General features: G+C 49.9%; 12 protein-coding genes and 1 pseudogene. 4 read left to right on the forward strand and 9 right to left on the reverse strand.

Features of this window, described 5'->3' with window-relative positions:
* Nucleotides 1-49 precede the first annotated feature (49 nt).
* From G499_RS0113125 to G499_RS22555, 3 genes and pseudogenes are all read left to right on the forward strand, one after another.
* Nucleotides 50-1,165: a DUF4837 family protein gene (locus G499_RS0113125; RefSeq protein WP_027000328.1), complete on the forward strand. Its 1,116-nt coding sequence runs from the start codon at nt 50-52 to the stop codon at nt 1,163-1,165.
* A 243-nt stretch (nt 1,166-1,408) separates the two neighbouring features.
* On the forward strand, nt 1,409-3,670 hold the full coding sequence (locus G499_RS0113130) for an NADP-dependent malic enzyme (RefSeq protein ID WP_027000329.1): 2,262 nt from the start codon (nt 1,409-1,411) through the stop codon (nt 3,668-3,670).
* A 116-nt stretch (nt 3,671-3,786) separates the two neighbouring features.
* Nucleotides 3,787-4,175: pseudogene (locus G499_RS22555) on the forward strand (hypothetical protein).
* 210 nt (nt 4,176-4,385) lie between these two features.
* On the opposite strand, the gene G499_RS0113140 reads toward G499_RS22555, so the two are convergent.
* The 5 genes from G499_RS0113140 to G499_RS0113160 all read right to left on the reverse strand — a co-directional run bounded on the left by G499_RS0113140 (nt 4,386) and on the right by G499_RS0113160 (nt 11,350).
* Nucleotides 4,386-5,153 carry an NRDE family protein gene (locus G499_RS0113140; RefSeq protein WP_027000331.1) on the reverse strand — a complete coding sequence of 256 codons (768 nt, stop codon included), beginning with the start codon at nt 5,151-5,153 and terminating at the stop codon, nt 4,386-4,388.
* Between the two features lie 544 nt (nt 5,154-5,697).
* Complete coding sequence (locus G499_RS0113145; protein WP_051296239.1) at nt 5,698-6,171, reverse strand: hypothetical protein; 474 nt, start codon at nt 6,169-6,171, stop codon at nt 5,698-5,700.
* A 162-nt stretch (nt 6,172-6,333) separates the two neighbouring features.
* Entirely contained in the window at nt 6,334-7,896 is a 1,563-nt protein-coding gene (gene bshC, locus G499_RS0113150; protein WP_027000333.1) for a bacillithiol biosynthesis cysteine-adding enzyme BshC, read from the reverse strand.
* Nucleotides 7,897-8,033: 137 nt separating this feature from the next.
* Nucleotides 8,034-10,352 carry a type IX secretion system anionic LPS delivery protein PorZ gene (gene porZ / locus G499_RS0113155; protein ID WP_027000334.1) on the reverse strand — a complete coding sequence of 773 codons (2,319 nt, stop codon included), beginning with the start codon at nt 10,350-10,352 and terminating at the stop codon, nt 8,034-8,036.
* A gap of 164 nt (nt 10,353-10,516) precedes the next feature.
* A complete protein-coding gene (locus tag G499_RS0113160) occupies nt 10,517-11,350 on the reverse strand; it encodes a formate dehydrogenase accessory sulfurtransferase FdhD (RefSeq protein ID WP_027000335.1) in 834 nt (277 codons plus the stop codon).
* Between the two features lie 271 nt (nt 11,351-11,621).
* Between G499_RS0113160 and G499_RS0113165 the strand changes: the two genes are divergently transcribed.
* Complete coding sequence (locus G499_RS0113165) at nt 11,622-13,478, forward strand: acyl-CoA dehydrogenase (protein WP_027000336.1); 1,857 nt, start codon at nt 11,622-11,624, stop codon at nt 13,476-13,478.
* Between the two features lie 208 nt (nt 13,479-13,686).
* Here G499_RS0113165 and G499_RS0113170 read toward each other — a convergent pair whose 3' ends face one another.
* From G499_RS0113170 to G499_RS0113195, 4 genes are all read right to left on the reverse strand, one after another.
* A complete protein-coding gene (locus G499_RS0113170) occupies nt 13,687-14,457 on the reverse strand; it encodes an enoyl-CoA hydratase/isomerase family protein (protein ID WP_027000337.1) in 771 nt (256 codons plus the stop codon).
* Nucleotides 14,458-14,798: 341 nt separating this feature from the next.
* On the reverse strand, nt 14,799-16,253 hold the full coding sequence (locus G499_RS0113180; RefSeq protein ID WP_035727374.1) for a UDP-N-acetylmuramoyl-L-alanyl-D-glutamate--2,6-diaminopimelate ligase: 1,455 nt from the start codon (nt 16,251-16,253) through the stop codon (nt 14,799-14,801).
* Between the two features lie 55 nt (nt 16,254-16,308).
* Nucleotides 16,309-16,875 (reverse strand): anthranilate synthase component II, encoded by a 567-nt coding sequence (locus tag G499_RS0113185; RefSeq protein ID WP_027000340.1) that lies wholly within the window; start codon nt 16,873-16,875, stop codon nt 16,309-16,311.
* 539 nt (nt 16,876-17,414) lie between these two features.
* Entirely contained in the window at nt 17,415-18,362 is a 948-nt protein-coding gene (locus G499_RS0113195) for a hypothetical protein (RefSeq protein WP_027000341.1), read from the reverse strand.
* Between the last annotated feature and the right edge of the window lie 46 nt (nt 18,363-18,408).

An 18,408-nucleotide genomic window follows, 5' to 3' on the forward strand; every position in this document is an offset into this window, starting at 1 on the left:
CACACAACAAATCACCTCTTGCTGTCTTATTTTTCACAAAAACCCTCTTATGAAAAGAGCCCCTTATTTCCTGTTGTTGTTTGCCTCATTATGCTTGGCGGGGGTCTTGTCGAGCTGCAAACGCAACGAGCAAAACCGTGAGAAGAACACGCTCAGTATCGAAAGTCGTGGTGGCTTTCACGAGATTGTCGTGGTGGCTGACAGCCTTACTTGGACAGGCCGCCCCGGCGAAGCCCTACGTGAGGCGCTCTATGATATTATCCCCGGTCTGCCGCAGCCCGAAAACCGTTTCAAGCTCATACACATCTATCCTTCGGCGCTTCAAAGCTTTCTCAAACTACATCATAATGTACTGTTTTTGACTAGCTTTGACAACAAAAGCACCGAAAACAGGCGTAACCTTGCGCGCCTCAAACCCGAAACTATTGAGGCCGCTAAAAAAGACCCAACGCAGTTTATGTCTTTGAGCAAAAATCTCTATGCCAACGGCCAACAAGCGCTATTCGTTTACAGCCCCACCCAAGAGCAGCTAGCCAATAACATTCGCCAATACCAAAACCGCCTCCGCCAACACTTTCACGACTTGGAGCGGGAGCGTGTAGGCACCAAAATGTACAGTGCCCAAGAGAACAAGAAGCTCGGTAAGTTCATCACCAACCACCACCCCTTTGCCCTACGTGTACCGATGGCTTACAAGCTTGTCAAAAATGAAGAAAACTTCATCTGGCTACGCTTCCTCGAACAGCGCGTCGACAAGAGCATCTTCATCGTACGCCTGCCCTACAATAACCCCAAGGTGTTTGAGCTAGAGCAGTTTGTGAGCCTGCGTGACTCTCTTGGTTTTCAGTATTTTAATGATGGTAAGCGCGCCATCTTGCCCGATTCTTATATCATCACCGAAAACGATAATATGGAGGTCGAAGCTACCAAACTCAATTTCAACGGCCTTTACGCAGTCGAGTATAGAGGACTTTGGCTACTCAAAAACCAATCGAGGGGAGGTCCATTCTTGGGCTATCTTATGGTAGACAAAAGCAACAAGGAACTCTACTACATTGAGGGCTTTATCGATGCGCCCGGCGAAGACAAACGTGCCCATATTGTAGAGTTAGAAACCATTATACGTACCTTTGTGCTCCAAGAGCAAGCTCAAAAAGCTTCCTAGCTGCATATGTCGAAGTTTTGGGGGCTTCCCCTCCCTGCGCAAGCGTAAGGCTAGGCGACCGTACTCCTCGTACTGAGGGCTATACCCGTATCCTGTGCACTTTCGCACTCGGGTGCCCCTAAGCCGCTTGCGTATGCATATACCCAAACCAAAAAAGCTTAGGCTATTTCAAACCTACCATCACAACAACAAACAACAAAAAAGTACATTTACAATACAAGAACCAACTAAACACCTGACTCTATGGCTATTAAAGTCCGTAAAGAAGATGCGCTGAGCTACCACGAACAAGGGCAGCCCGGCAAAATAGAGGTTACGCCTACCAAGGCGCTCACCTCCCAACTCGATCTTGCCTTGGCGTATTCGCCCGGTGTGGCAGAGCCGTGTAAGGCCATCGCTGAAAACCCCGAAGATGCCTACCGCTATACGGCCAAGGGCAATTTGGTAGCCGTTATCTCCAATGGCACCGCTGTTCTTGGTTTGGGGAATATTGGCGCTTTGGCCTCCAAACCTGTGATGGAAGGCAAGGGTGTGTTGTTCAAAAAATTTGCCGGCATCGATGTGTTCGATATCGAAATCGACTGCGAAGACCCACAGGAGTTTATCCGCATTGTCAAATCCCTTGAGCCAACCTTTGGCGGCATCAACCTCGAAGACATCAAAGCCCCCGAATCTTTTCTCATAGAGCAAACCCTGCGTAAAGAGATGAATATCCCCATTATGCACGATGACCAACACGGCACGGCCATCATCTCAGGCGCGGCTTTGCTCAATGCGCTCGAATTGGTGGGCAAAAAAATAGAAGACATCAAAGTCGTGGTCAATGGCGCAGGGGCTTCAGCCATCGCCTGTTCTAACCTGTATATAGACCTTGGGGTGCGCCGCGAAAACCTTATTATGCTCGATAGCCGTGGCGTATTGACCACCAAGCGCACCGACCTCGACGAATACAAATCGCGTTATGCCCGCGACCTCAACATCGAAACCCTAGAGCAGGCCATCGAAGGTGCCGATATGTTCTTGGGTCTCTCCAAAGCCAATATCTTTACCCCCGAGATGTTGCGCAAAATGGCCGACAAGCCCATCGTGTTTGCCCTTGCCAACCCCGACCCCGAAATCGAGTATGAGCTGGCGATGGCTACTCGCAATGATATTATTATGGCTACAGGACGCTCCGACCATCCCAACCAAGTAAACAACGTACTGGGCTTCCCCTATATCTTTCGAGGGGCGCTGGACGTACGCGCCACTACCATCAACGAGGCAATGAAACTCGCCGCTGTCCGTGCCATTGCAGAGCTGGCCAAGCAGCCCGTGCCCGATGCTGTCAGTCAAGCCTACGGAGATCAAGCCCTGCAATTCGGGGTTAATTACTTGATACCCAAGCCATTAGACCCTCGTCTCATCACTACCATCTCGCCTGCGGTAGCCAAGGCTGCAATGGAGTCAGGCGTAGCCAAAGCCCCCATCACCGACTGGGCGGCCTACGAGCTAGAGCTCCAAAAACGCATCGGAATAGAGCAACGCCTCACAGGGCGCTTAATCGAAACTGCCAAAAAATCACCCAAGCGTGTGGTATTTGGCGAAGCCGACAACATCAAAATTCTCCGTGCTGCCCAAATCGTACGCGACCAAGGCATCGCCGAACCCATCTTGCTAGGCAATGAGGCCCGTATCAGAGCGTTGATAGAGGAAAATATGCTCGAACTGAGCGACTGCCCTATCTTCGACCCGCTGACCTTGCCCGAGCGCTGTGCTGATTATGCCCAAAACCTCTATCAACGCCGCCAACGCCGTGGCATTACCCTCTATGATGCCCAAAAGCTCATGCGTGACCGCAACTACTTTGGCTGCGCAATGGTCGATAGGGGAGAGGCGGATGTGTTTCTTTCGGGCCTTACCAAACACTACCCCAAGGTCATTCGTCCAGCCTTAGAGGTGATAGGCGTACACCCCAAGGCCGAAAAGTTGGCCGGAATGTATATCCTTGTCAAAGACAATGAGCCTCTGTTTCTGGCCGATACGACCATCAACCAAAACCCGAGTGCAGAGGAAATCGTCGAAATCATTGGTCTGACTGCGGAGTCTGTGCGCTTCTTTGGCTTCGAGCCACGTATCGCCACGCTTTCTTACTCCAACTTTGGCTCTGCCGAAGGCGAAGACGCGAGCAAGATGCAGGCAGCGACAGCCCTTGCCCAAGAGCGTTATCCTGATTTGCTCATCGATGGAGAGCTACAGCCCAATGTAGCCCTCGATCAACAGCTGCTCAAGGACAACTACCCCTTCAGCCCCTTGGCCGAAAAGGGGGTTAATACGCTTATTTTCCCCAATCTCTCTGCCGGTAATATTACCTACAAAATGCTGCAAGTATTTGGCACAGAGGCCATAGGCCCTATTGTAATGGGCTTGCGCAAACCCGTACACGTGTTGCAATTGGGCAGCTCAGTACGCGAAATCGTCAATATGGTGGCGGTGGCCGTCGTACAGGCACAGCGCCTCAAATAAAAACAACAGCCCTCGCGAAGCCTCAAGTAGCGAGGGCTTGTTTGTCTCTGACCAAAAAGCCTCAACACCCGACAACTGTGAAAACGCTCAAATTACTCAAGATACAGTTCGGTGCAGTGCTGTTATCTCGTGAAATACCAGCTTTTCGAGGAGCCATTATCCACAAGGTAGGCCAACAAGACACCCTGCTTTTTCACAATCACCTAGATGACCAGCGCTACCATTATGCCTATCCTTTGGTACAGTACAAGGTGCTAAACACCCATCCTTGGTATGTTTGGGAGAAGGAGTGGATGAAATCCATAAGTTTTTTGAAAAGCGCAACTGGCATATCCGTATCGACGAACGCCGCGTCCCTATGAGCATTCATAAGCTCGATATGCAACAATGGACACTGCAAACAACCGGAACAACGACACCCCATACCAAATTCGCAACTGGCTACCCATTACCAAAAAAATCACGCCGAGTTCAACGCCCTTGCTTCGGTCAAAGAACGCATTAGTTTTTTAGAACACAAGCTTGTTGGACATCTACTGGCCTTTGCCAAGGGGCTTGATTGATGGGTAGAAGAAGAACTGAAAGTAGCCCTACTCGATTACCAAGCGCCACATATTGTCCGGCTAAAAGGGGTAGGTCTTCAAGCATTCGATACCATATAGATTTAGGCAAAAGCGTCAGCCTTGGCTTTGGAACACTTTGGTCGATACGCACATCATAGCTTGAAGTATTGTTGGCTGTATTGGCCAGTTTCTCGTTGATAGCTGCGTTCTACCAAGGTCAATCGCCCAGCAGTATCTTGCAACAACACCGTAGAGATGGTGGTGCCATAGTCTGGGCTTTGGATAAACATTGGCGCAAGCATCCGCTCTTTGTCCAAGGGCAGCCCAGTTTGTTGGATATCGGTCTCTTGGCTAGGCAATTGGGTATCTCGAAACATATCTAGCAAACTATCAGGGCTACAGTCTCCTTGGTTGAGCTGTTGTTCGAGCAAGGCTTTAGCCCGTGCTACTTTGTGCCAAGGGGTATCGAGTAGGTGATTGCTCAGGCCAAAAACACCCTGCATAGGCAACCGCCGTACTTCTTGAGCATAATTGGATAAATAAAAAATATCTTCCCCATCACTAACCAACAAATTGAAGCCGTTATACTGCTGCGCTTGAGAAGACAGTGCTTGTAGGTATTGTTGAGGCTGTGGGTGGGTAAGGCGCAAGTAGTTGGCGGTCAAGTCGCCTCTTGAAGGCGCATTGGGTTTGATATTTTGCAAATCCCTATAGTTGGTGATGGCCGTCCAGTACCCATCAGCACGAGCGCCCAGCCAAGTACCCCCAGCTTGTAGGTCTTTGCCTGCCACAATAACCGGCTCAGTATCTGGCCAATAGTGAGCCGTTTGGGTAGGGCGGGCATAAAACTCATCTCGATTGCTGACCAATATCAGGGGGTATTGGGGGTGGCGCTGGCGCGCAAAAACAATCAAACACATTGGCTAGTAATTTTTGTATTTTCAATCTCAACATTTAGCAAGCAGTATCCTGCACGGCTTCGTCTCAACAATTCGTAGAACTGTAACGCTACTGGATATTTTTGAAAGAGTAGCTCGGGGCTTCAGCTCCAAGACAGACTGAGGGATCATTTTTTTTTGGGGGGGGGGTAAAATGAGGCTTAGCCCATAGTGGGGTTTGAAAAATGTCCAGTGGCGTAACAAACGCTTATACCCAATCAACATTGGGTTGGAGAGTGTATGTGCCGAGAATCCTTGAGAATCAAGAAAATCAAACCCTGTAAGTCCCCAAATCTTGAGAACCTTGGTATAAAACCTTGGGATTCTGAAGCGTAGGACAAATTTACAAAAGCTGTATTTTTGTACCAAAGAACGCCCTCTGTTGAAGTGAAGCGGCGGCGCTACCACACACTATTTTTCTACAAATATCCAGCAGTGTGTAGAACGGTCTTGCTACAAAATCAATAAAAAACCCTTTGAAAGCCTATAGCCACCAAAGGGTACAAAACCACTGTCAAACTTTTAATTATCGTTTGAAAGCCAAAACACCGCCAGCGCAGTAGTTGTTGGTTTTGTCAAAGTGGTATTCCAAATAATAGATACCGGTTGTGTTGCAAGTATATGCCAAGCCTTTGAGGTATTCTTTACCGCCGCCTGATAGCGTACTGGCTACTTCTTTTTGGCTAGAATCTTTCAAACGCAAAAACACACCATTGGGAGCTGTATCGTCGGTATTGTTGGCTATGCGGATGAAATAGTTCATTCCTTTACTAAACACATAGCTGAAGCGCACCATTTTTTTAGCTCCATTCTCTCCATTGATAGGGTAGCTCTTCAAAAAAGTGTACCCTTGGGGTAGCTTGCTGATGCAAAAGTCGATGTAGGGCTTGGCATTGCAGGTAGCTTCTGCTAAACTGGCTTGTGGAGCTTCGCTATGGGCAGGGCTGATAAAGCTCAAAAGCGAAAAAAGCAGGGCGGCAGATAAGTTTAGAATCATCATAGTTATGTTGGTGTTATGTTGATGCAAAAAATACAAACAACAATCGTTTACAAGATATGGCTAAATGTTGAGGTAAGTAAGCAAACTCGATACAATAATCACAAATATAGGTTTTTTCTCAAAATAATCCCCGAAAATTTTTCGACGTAGATATTTCAGGCCTTAGTTCGGCTCTTGCAACAAATACATCTCCATTCGATAGGGGTCTAATTGCTGCATCAACATAACGAGGAAATCGGGATTATTGATACAAAAATTGAGAAAATTATCGTAGCGCTCTTGTAGGCCGCCATTGGGGAAGAGTTTGTCATACAGTGTTTGGAGTTGATTTAGGCTGGTTTCGGCCTTGCGCTCTTCTGTTTTTTTGAAGCGTTTTTTTATATTTTCTAAGTTCTTTTGCGCCTTTTGTTCTTCGGCGCGCAACCAACCTTCAAGCGAAGGATCTAGGGCTTTGCCCTTTTGCACTAGTTGGTCAAACAATTGGTGCAACAAGCCCTGCTCTTGGTCAAGTGCCAAGGAGACGGCGGCTTCTTTTTCTAGAAAATGCTGCTTGACCTGATGCCACTCTCCAAACAAGGCTGTAGGGCTGAGGCCAAGTTTTTGAAGGCGTTTGCTGTGGGTTTTGTTGATATAAGTTGCAAAATTACGGGGCATCAGGATGGGGAATGGTGTTTGATAATGTGCAAACATCGCTTTCAGCTGTAACCAGTAGGCCAGCTCGCCGGGTCCCCCGATATAACCTAGGTTGGGCAGAATATGCTCTTGGTATAGCGGGCGCATCACCACATTGGGACTAAAGCGCTCCGGGTGTTGCTCAATCAGGCTTTGGAGTTGGTCGGCAGACCAGTGGAGATTGGTGTTGAGCACTTGATAGCTTCCGTCGGGCTGGGACTCGATCCGCTCCCGAAGCCCTTGCTCAAGATAGAAAAAATTGACCTTACGAGGATACACCTGTGCTTTGTATCCAAGTGCTTGCAGCGCTTCGGAGCTTTGGTTCACAGCATTGTTGGCGTGATGTTGGTGCATATCTTCCCACATCATTGGGGCAAACAGGCGCTTTAGGGCTGCCTCATCGCCATCCAAGCAAACCAATCCCCAAGGTTTGAACAATGTGTGTACGAGCTTGCGTGTGGCTTCGGCTAAGTTTTGGCTTTCCAAATAAGGAGCCGCATATTCCGGCGGCAAATCGGGTAAGGTGGCCAACAGCTCGGCCAGCCCTTGGGTCGAAAGCCTACCTACTGCCCCGGTGGCTTCTCGTTGCCATTCGTAGCGCTGCCCAAAGAGGTGGAAATGATTGATTTCGGCAAAATCGTGGTCTTCCGTAGCCATCCAATATATGGGTACGAAACGGTACTGTGGGTAGCGCGCTTGTAGGCGCTCGGCCAAACGAATGGTACTGACGATTTTGTAGACAAAATAAGCCGGCCCTGTCATGAGGCAAAGCTGATGGCCGGTCGTAACAGTAAAGGTGTTGGCTTCGCGAAGCGCCTCAATATTGTCCATAGGTGCATCGGCTATCCCCTCATATTGCTTACAAAGCACCTCATACAGCACTTGTCGATGCGATGCAGGAAAATTTTTTTTCGCTTCTATCTGGGCTTCAAAGCCGGCTTCTGTAGGTAGATGACCATAAAAATCGCGCAGCTCGGGGCGCGCTTGGAGATAGTCCAACACCAAACCAGAAAAAGCATTGGTGGCCGATAGAGGCATACAGTGAATGTCCATAAGAATGAGCAGGGGAGATAGCAATGATGAATAAAATAAAAAGGCGATATCGGTGTTTAAACATATACCCTAACAAGCACCTTGGGTGATAAGTTTCGCACCAAGTCTTATATCAAGAATGCGCTAGCCGAGCGCGCCTAGTCTCCTGTGATGGCGATTTTGCCTACCAAGGCCTCCTGGCCGTCGGGCAGGGAGCCAAACACCAGATAAACCCCGGCGGGTGGGCGACGGCCTTGGGCATCGGTCAGCGGCCAGGTAGCTGTGCCGCCTTGGGCTTGGGTTCGGTAAACCAAGCGCCCGGCGATATCCGTAATGCGTACTTCTGAGTTGCGTGCAAAGCCTTCTATAGCGACAAGGCCACTAAAATCGGAGCGTACCGGATTGGGGAAAATGTGCAGTGTGCTGACCGTTACCGGTGCGGCGCTAGCGTCTGTTCGGTATCCCCAAAGCCCTTGGGGTGTGGCTACGATTAGCTCACCACTGCGGCCTTGCCAAGCGAGAGAGGTGATGGTATCGCTACGCAAGGGGCTATTTTGCGTATCAAATCGGGCTTCGAGCGCAGTACCGGCTGGGTTGAAGGCCCAAAGGCCGTTGCGTGTACCCATCCATTTACGGTTGCCTCCGTCTACGGCAATGGCCAACACCGACTCAAAGCGCAGCAAGGGCCGGCTGTCAAATACCGGACGAATGACCCGGAAGTCAGGCACAAACACGTTGCGCTCCGAAGCAATCACCGCCACTCCGTTGCTAGTACCTATCCAAAGTTGGCCTTCGAGGTCTTGGGCGAGGCTCAGTACTTGTGCCGAGGGGAGTTCTCCGGTGCCGGGGAAGGCATTGAGTACACGGCTGTCGTTGGTACGTGGATCCAGCACCCATAGCCCTCCCTCAGGGCTTTGTCGGTTCCATACGTACACCAATCCGTTGCGGCTGACAAACACATCGCTGGCTTGTCGAAGGGCGTTATTGGGGGCAAAATAGGCTTGGGGGCTGCCGTTGTCTGTCGGAAAGCGGAAGAGTGTTGCCCCGCCTTGGGGGTTGAGCGCCTGTACCCATAGCTCGCCTTGGCTTGTAGCGGCTAAGGCCGTTACGTTGATTTGACCGTTGGCCTGTGGCAGCCCGCTGTTGGTTAGCCTTACCCACTGGCCGTCGGGGCTGCGGCGTAACAAACCGTCTCCCATCGTGCCCAACCACCAAGTCCGGCTGTTGGAAAGGTACACCGCATCGGCAGGGTCTTGGGTGGAGGGTAAAAAATTGCCTTGTGCAGCGTTAAGGTTGCGCCATTGCCCTTGGGCATATAGCGCTATATTGGCGGGGCGATTGAGGGCTTGGCCGTTGTTGCCAAAGCCGCCATTGAGCACCCAAACACTGTCTGCCCCTTGGCGCAGCCGGAAGGCCGCCTGCCTTGCCGGGCCATTGGGGCTGCGGGCTTGCCAAGTCTGGCCTTGCGGAACGAGCAGTCCTCGGGTAGCATCGGCCAGCCACAGCTGTCCTTGGTCATCAAGCCAAGCATCTTGTGGTGTAGTGATATTGGTAGCCTGCACCAATACAGGAGCCTGCCCGAGCTGGATACGGTACACACCATTGGCTGTAAGGGCGATGAGCTGACCATTGCGGCTGTGCAAGCGCTGTGTAGGCCAAGGCCAACGCTGTTGCCACTGCCCCCGGGCATAGCGCCAGATACCTTGTGGGGTGGCTGCATAAAGGGTATCTTGCCATACGGCCAACTGCCCTACTGGCAGTGGCAGGCTACCGGCGGCGCTGCGCTGCCAGACGCTGAAGTCTTGTAAATTGAGGTTGCTGCGCAAGGCCGCACGCTGTACCCCCTGTGGGGTGGCGATGAAAAGGCTGTCTTGCCAAAGGGCTATGCCACGTGTGGGCAACACAGAGGCATTGATGCCTAGGTTGCGATAAATTTCGCGCACTTGGCGGCGGCGTAAATCAAGGATTACCACCCCTGCCTCAGAGGCAAGATAGGCCGTTTGCCCATCCACCGCAGCTTGGTAGAGTTGTTTGCTGCCCGTCAGCTCGGCTTGTGCCAACGCACTGAGCGCATACAATCGATTTTGCTGCCAAAGGTCTATGGCTCCATTGACATAGCCTATGAGCAGATCTTCGGATGCTTGACCGGTGGCTTGTAGCAGGGTAAAGCGGTTGTCAGAAAGCGCCAGTAGGTTGCTGAGCGGCTCTAAGCTTTGCTCTTGGCGGTCGTAGCGAAAAAGCCCGTTTTGGGAGGCAACATACACAAAGGTCGGTGTGCCGCTAATGAGTTGTGCTTCTTGGTAGGCAGGATAAGTCCGCCAAGTACCCACCGGCTGTAATTGAGCGTAAGCCCTCAAAGCAGACAAATACATCAAAAGACCGAGCAAGATCCAAACGTGCAGACCAGCACCATACCACTGAGCGTTTTTGGAAAAGCAGCTCCAAAGCTGGAGCTTGGGGGTAAGCAGGCATATCATTTTGATACAAAAACGAGGGCTTGGTAAATTTGGCTTACAGGTTGACCTGTAGGAATGCAAAAATTTGAGACCAAATCGACGGCTTAGGCAGCCCCCTCTGGGGAGTGTGTGAAGACCTAAAGACATGTAAGAAGGATCAGACAAGGCTGTACTCATTAACAGGGTTATTGAAAAGAGAGGCGTTTTTTACCTGTATACACAGCAAAAGAGCCGCCATCCGTAAAGCTGAGCATCGTGATGCCGGCATCTGTGGCTAGGTGATAAGCCAAGCTTGTGGGGTTGCCAACACCAGCCACCACTGGAACGCCTAGTGTCAAGATTTTTTGCATTACATCAAAATCAATATTGGCATTGACCACCAAGATGTGGTGTTGCAAGGGCAACAGGTTTTGGGTCAGTACAATACCGATGAGTTTGTGGATGGCATTGATGAGGTTGTAGTCTTCTTTAATAAGTGTCAGAGAGCCTGAATGTTCAAATAAGGCGACTGCTTTGAACTGAAGGTGGGTCTGTGCTTTGCGCAAGTTAGCCAACAACTGGTGAATTTGTTGGGTTTTAAAAATAGGAATAGGGGGAGGAACTCTTTGTGGGCTTTTTTGCAAGGCTTCAGCAATGGCAGCTGCCGGATTGATACCCAGAGAGGCATTTTTGTAGCGTTTTTGTTGAAAGTTCGCAGGGTCAAAATTAAAATGATGAGCCAGCTCCACCCACAACACATTACCGCGCTCGCCTTCGCTTTTGGGGTTGTCGTCATGGTACATCTTGACAATATCTTGGTAGCGGCTAATCCCCCCCACTGTATATAGAAACCCTACTGCCAGCTCAAAATCGTTGCCGGGGGTGCGCATCAGGGTCGAAAATATAAATACACGTCTGTCGGAGGGGGCACCATAGTGTAGCCGTATTTCTAGCGGAGCCTCTTGTGTAAGTAGCTCTTGATCTGGAGATTGTAGCTGATTGGCTACAACTTTTTCAGCCGTAGTGGAGCTTGTTTTCATGGGGTTGTTCTGATTGGGGTAGGGGCTTGGTTTTGTTGAGTAAAAGTAGGACAATTCCAACTCATTATCAAGGGCTTCACTACTTTATTTGGCCAACAGACCTAATGTATCACAAAAAAAATGCTATATTTACTCAACACAGTTCAAAATCACTGATTTCAGGTGCGAACAACTACCCAAGTGCCCTATGGTTACCAACGTATTTGTGTATGCCAAAACATTGGCCTGATAATCAGGAAATAGTAACTAACCACTAAAAACAAATTTTACGATGGCTCAGAAATATGCAAGCGCCCAAAACCTTCAGTTTTTGCTCAATGAGGTACTCTCAATCACCGAATTATGCCGGCTGCCGGCTTATGAGGAGCACTCCCCCGAAACCTTCACGATGCTGCTCGATACAGCTTTTGAGCTCTGTGATGCCTACCTCAAACCCATTCACGAGGAAATGGACAGGGACGAGCCACAACTGGTAGACGGCAAAATACGGGTACACCCCAAGATGCGCGAAGTGGTCAAACAAATGGCCGATGCAGGGTGGATTTCGGCCATATTCGATTATGATGACGGGGGGATGCAACTCCCCATTACAATCAACTCTGCAGCAGGGTTTGTCTTCAATGCGGCCAACTATTCGGCCAGCGTCTATCCGTTTTTGACTACAGGCGCTGCCGGACTTATCAAGAGCTTCGGCAGTGAGGCGCTACAAAAGACCTACTTACCCAAGATGTTTTCAGGAGAATGGCAGGGCACAATGGCCCTGACAGAGCCCAATGCGGGCAGCTCGCTATCGGACATTACCACCACGGCCACAGCCGCCGGCGATGGCACATACCGCATTCAGGGGCAGAAAATTTATATCTCTTGTGGCGATCACGATGCTTGCGACAATGTCATCCATCTGATGCTGGCGCGAATCAAGGGGGCTCCTGTGGGAGTAAAAGGCATTTCGCTTTTTGTAGTGCCCCAAAAACGATTCGATGCCCAAGGGCAACTCCAGCCCAACGACTTGCAAACCATTGGCGTATACCACAAAATGGGCTACAAAGGCGCACCCATTGCCCACCTCCAAATGGGCGAGCGTGAGGATTGCCACGGGTATCTAGTGGGCGAAGAACACCAAGGGCTGATGTATATGTTCAAGATGATGAACGAAGCCCGCATAGGGGTGGGAATGAATGCAGCGGGGATTGCCTCGGCGGCCTATTATGCTTCGCTGGCCTATGCGATGGAGCGTCCACAGGGGCGTAAGATTGATAACAAAGACCTCTCGCAGCCTCAAGTCCCTATCATCCAACACGCCGATGTAAAGCGAATGTTGCTGTTCCAGCGGGCAGTGGTAGATGGGTCGCTGGCACTACTGCTACAAGCAAGCTATTATGCCGACCTAGCCAAGGCGCATCCCGATCACGCTGTGCGCGAAAAATACGAGCTTTTGCTAGATTTCTTGACCCCCATCGCCAAAACCTATCCCTCCGAAATGGGTGTGCAAAGTACCAGTGCAGCGGTACAGTGCTTAGGCGGTGCAGGCTATTGCCGCGACTTTCCAGTCGAGCAGTATTACCGTGAGGCCCGCATACACCCCATCCACGAGGGCACGACGGGTATCCACGGTCTCGACCTGCTAGGCCGTAAGGTTACGATGAAGCAGGGGCAGGCTTTTGGCTTGTTTTTGTCAGAAGTGCAGGCTACCATCCAAGCTGCCGCCGAACACACAGCCCTCAAGGCCGAGGCCGATCAGCTCCAAACCGCCCTCCAAGAGCTCCAAACCACCACCAAGCAGCTGCTTACCCTAGCACAACAAGGGCAAACGGAGGCGTTTTTGGCGGATGCAACCCTCTATCTGGAACTAACAGGCATCATCGCCATCGCATGGCAGTGGCTCAAACAAGGACTTTGCTGCCAAACAGTCTTACATCCAGAAGAAAACAACGCTACTGCCGCCAATGGCAATACGGCTACACTCATCCGCCCGACGGCCAAAAAGCTGGCTTTTTACGAGGGTAAGCTCCAAACAATGCGTTATTTCTTTGCCTATGAGCTGCCCAAAACTGCCGGCTTGCATCAGCGACTTCGCCAACAAAATTTTGTAACAATAGCAATGCAAGGCGAGTGGTTTGAAGACTAAAAGCCAATCAGGTGTAAAAAACACCAAGATTCATTGGATGTAAGAATTTTATATGCTTGATTATCAAGGGTTTTTGATGCATAATATTCCAAACAAATCTTGATTGGGGCTAACCCCTCCAAAACCAGACAAGGCTTGGAGGGGTGGCAGCTATCAAGGCCGCCTATTATTATGATGGATAGCCGCTGGGTTTTGGAACATAGCGCGCTTAGCGCTTTTTGTTTTGTTTGAAATCCCTCAAAAACTCCTCTCTGTCGTTGATGCGGATATCTGCCTGATACTCGTGCTCCAGCCCTTCGTGAAGGGTGTGGTGTGCGCCGTAGTAATAGAGCTGCTTCATCGCAGCGATAGTTTGGGCACTGTTTTGGGTGATTTGTGCCGCTAGTTGCGCGACAGTTTGGTCTAGTTGTGCGAGAGGAACCGACCGATTGGCCAAGCCTAGGGCTGCCGCTTCGGTACCGCTGATGGGTTGGGTAGTAAATGACATTTCCATCGCTTTAAGCAGGCCAATACGTTGGGGCAGCCGTTGGGTCATTCCCCACTTGGGCGCTATGCCCCACTTGGCGTGTGTATCCCCTATGCGGGCTTCGTCAGCAGCGACAATCAAATCAAAAGCTAATGCAATTTCTAGAGCTCCCGTAAAACAGAAGCCATTGATGGCGGCAATGGTTACCTGTGGCATCGCTTGTAGGGTTTCGATAAGCTGTAGCCCATCTTTCAAAATCTGATCTGCAGCAAACTGCCCTCCTTGGATGCTTTCATTAAGCGCTTGGAGATCTACCCCAGCAGACCAAGCACGCCCTGCGCCCTGCACAACCAGTACTTTGATGTCTGGGCTTTGGGCAATGGCCTTGGCGGCCTTATTCCAGTCTGCAACTAGGGCAGGACTGAGGGCGTTGAGCGAGTCGGGGCGATTGAGGGTTAGATAGGCAACGGCATCGCGTTGCTCAAACAACAAAATGTCTGTGGTTGGAATCATTGGTAGGTAGTTTTGGGTAATTCAACAGAAACACCTACAAGATACACAAAACCTCTATAGTAAGGCCTTGTTGTTCAGAAAATCCTCCCAAGCCAAGTCCCAACCCAAAAGCCAAGCCCAAATAAAATGGCTAAGCCAAGCACCCACAACAGCCGTAAACGTATCATAAATTCAGCAAAGCTCATTGTTCAAAGGTGCATTTTTTATGTTTTAAAAAGCACAAATAAAAACCTAAATAAGCCTGAACAAAAACTTAAAAAGAAGATGGCAGCTTGGAGGCTGCTCCCCAAACGAATCAAATTGGACTCTTGTGGCGCTATTGTGGGGGAATGGTTGTTGATTTAGAACAAGATTTCCCTCAAAACCTCTTTGTCATCAAAGGGATAACGTACTCCTTTTATTTCTTGGTAGGTTTCGTGGCCTTTGCCTGCTACCAACACGATGTCTTTGGGTTTGGCCATAGCACAGGCCTTGGCAATGGCTTCACGTCGATTTTCGATGATTTGTACTTGTGCTTGAGCCGAAGGCGGAACACCTGTGAGCATATCCTCCAGAATGTGCATAGGTTCTTCATTGCGCGGATTATCAGAGGTCAGGATGACCTGCGCGCTATATTGACAAGCAATTTTGGCCATTAGTGGGCGTTTGAGCGCATCGCGGTTACCACCACAGCCAACTACTGTAATGACGGCCTCGTCTGCTTGGCAGGCATCATTGATGGTCTGAAGTACATTTTCGAGCGCATCGGGCGTATGGGCATAGTCTATCACTGCTACGATACCTTCGGGACTAATCATTTGCTCAAATCTTCCGGTAGCAGGGCTGAGGGCAGAGATGGCTGTCAATACTTGCTCTTCTTCTTCGCCCAATAGGCAGGCAATCGCATAGATGGTCAGGAGGTTGTAACCATTGAAATTGCCAATTAGTTGGCACCAAGCCTCACGCCCATCAAACTGCATCAGCAGCCCTTGGAGGGTATTTTCGATGATTTTCCCCTTAAAATCAGCAGCCTCTTGTAGTGCAAATGTTTTCTGAATACGAGCAGCACAATTTTGCAACATCACCATTCCCCGCTTATCATCAAGGTTGACCAGTGCGAATGCCTCTGGAGGCAGCAAATCAAAAAAGCCTTTTTTGGCCTTGATGTATGCGTCAAAGGTTTTGTGAAAATCGAGATGGTCGTGGGTGATATTGGTAAAAGCAGCGCCGCTAAAGTGTACTCCGGCAATACGCTGTTGTACGACTGCGTGAGAGCTCACCTCCATAAATGCGTGAGTACAGCCCGAGCGCACCATTTCGGCCAAGAGCGCCTGTAGCTGTAATGGGTCAGGGGTGGTAAACTGCGTAGGCGATACCCGGTCGTGCACACGGTTTTCGATGGTCGAAATCAAACCTGTACGGTAACCTAGGTTTTCAAACAGCCGGTATAGGAGGGTGGCACAGGTGGTTTTGCCATTGGTACCTGTAATTCCCACCAGACGGAGCTGGCGCGAGGGGTGCTCATAATAATTGGCGGCTAATAAGCCTAGAGCTTGAGCAGTGTCGGGTACTTCGTAGCAGCTCAGTGTTTGGGGAAGGCCGGAAGGGGTATTGAGGCAGACAATCGCCGATGCGCCCTGAGCCACAGCCTGAGGGATATACTGGTGGCCATCGGTTTGTAAACCACTTACGGCTACAAATAAATCTCCGGGCTGTACTTGACGTGAGTCTGAGCGTATTTGTTGGATTTCAGCTTGGACAGGGCCGTGTGTATGGCGAGCATTCAAGCCCGATAATAAGGTGGAGAGTGTTTTCATTATATGAGAGAGGGGGCTAATCAGGCAAAGATACGTAAATTTTGTGAGGAGGCGCTCAACTATCCAACCACTGAAAGAGCAATTGTTTGCCCTCTGGAGTCATAATAGATTCGGGGTGAAACTGTACCCCACTGACGGGATAATGCTTGTGTTGGATAGCCATAATCCTGCCGTCGGGGGTGCGGGCAGTAATATCAAGTAGGTCGTGGGGAAACCCTTCTTCGTGCAGAAGCCAAGAGTGGTACAGCCCTATGGGCATAGGGTTGGGCAAGCCTTTGAAAAAACCTTGCCCATTGTGTTGGAGTGGATGGGCTTCTCCGTGGTAGATGGTGTCAGTGTTGTAAAGCCTTGCACCAAATACCTCTCCCACAGCCTGATGCCCTAGGCATACCCCTAGGATGGGTTTTTGGGGGGCATATTGTGTGATAAGCGGCAACATAATCCCTGCTTCGGCAGGAACACCCGGCCCCGGGGAAAGAATTATTTTATCGAAGAGCGCTACGGTTTCAAGGCTGATACGGTCGTTTTTGGCCACATAACAAGTATACCTGCCGTGTTGCTCCAATATTTGCAGCAAGTTGTAGGTGAATGAGTCGTAGTTGTCGAGCAATAAGAGGCGCATAAGCAATAAATGCCCAAAATTATGATTAAGCCCTCAGCTTTGCAAGCCAATGAAATAGATACAATAAAAACCCTGCCGTCCAAAAACGACCCTTCCAGCCTTTGCAGCTCTATTGGTTCTGATTTTCGCGAGCCATTATCATCAAAATCACTGAGTGAATAATCGTGACCACCCCAACACCAATAAAGCCATAATACAATTTTCTACCATCAGAAGCCGCAGTCATACCGATGCCCAGCAGGAACAAAAAAATGCCTACGCTTTTTGCCTAGTATCAGCACAAAAATCAGCTATTTTGAGCGCGGAGCTGAAAATTTAGACAAGCTCTTATGTGGTTGAACATATATCAAAGCTGGGTTTTGGGGCATTGTTAGAGACTGTTTGCGATACTGCCTCGTGATTTGTACTACGGGAGCGTGGGGGCAGCGAAGTTTTATCAAAAAAATCAAGTCTAACCACTTGATTTGGGAGAGCACTCAAAAGTTGGATAAAAACTTTCGAGTGCTCTCCTCAGTAGTTATGATGCGTATTCTACAAGATTATAGGTCGCCCTTGCTGATTTGCCCAAAAGAAACCGGGCTCTCTTTGGGACTATGTTCAAATTTGACAAACACGACTCCTAGGCGCTCGTCGACACTGACGACCTCTGCCGGACGGAAATTGCCCACAAATACGGCCTGTACTTTGTCGCCGGGTTGTACTTTGACTATCTGTGGGATGGTCTTACAATCTTTGCGAGGATAGGTCTTCATTCGCCCTGCAAACCCAAGCGTCAGAACTTGCTGCCCATCATTGGCAATAACCTGCACACATCGCCAGTCGTCGCCGTCTTTGGCTGCGATGGTGCTTCCTTGAGAGAAAGGCCCTATGACTGTAAAAGAGTTCGGTTTGAGTTTGTATTCTGTTTGTCCGATGCCTTTGCCGCTGTCGCGGTCTTGGGCGGGGTTGTCCCAGCTGAGGTCAAGGTAGCGCACTGTCGGTTCGGCGGGGTTGCTGGCTTCGGTTACAATGGCGCGTTGCATTCCCGAGCCTGTTTGCCACCAAGTCAGTACTACATCTCCGACCTTGGCTTTTTGGCCTTTGGGAATACGTACCAGCATTGAATTGGGCATTTTTTGTGTACCATCAAAAGTAAATTTCACTTCTGACTCTAGCTCTCCCGGAGTTTCCATCTCTGCGTGGTAGAAGAGATAGGTCTCCTTGGTGGGGTCTTCTGTGGCTAGTTTACTTGTCCACATTTTGTAGCTGGGGCACAATACCACATCGCCGGCTTCGGCCTTGGTAGCTACTGCAGGGAAGCCAAAAGGGGTTTCGCCCGGAGCCAAGGTTACCGTCTTCGGCTTCTCAGTCGTTGATTCAGCCTCAGTAGTCAGGCTGTCTGCTGTATCGGCCTCAGTGGCGTTTTCTTTGGTGCTACCACCGCAAGCCGACAGTGTGCCGGCGATTAAACCAAAGATGAAAAAGCGAAAAATGGAGGAATGTTTCATAAGTGTAAGTGGTTTAGTGAGCAAAAGGTTAAAACATCTACGAAGC

Source organism: Eisenibacter elegans DSM 3317, assembly GCF_000430505.1.
GTDB lineage: Bacteria > Bacteroidota > Bacteroidia > Cytophagales > Microscillaceae > Eisenibacter > Eisenibacter elegans.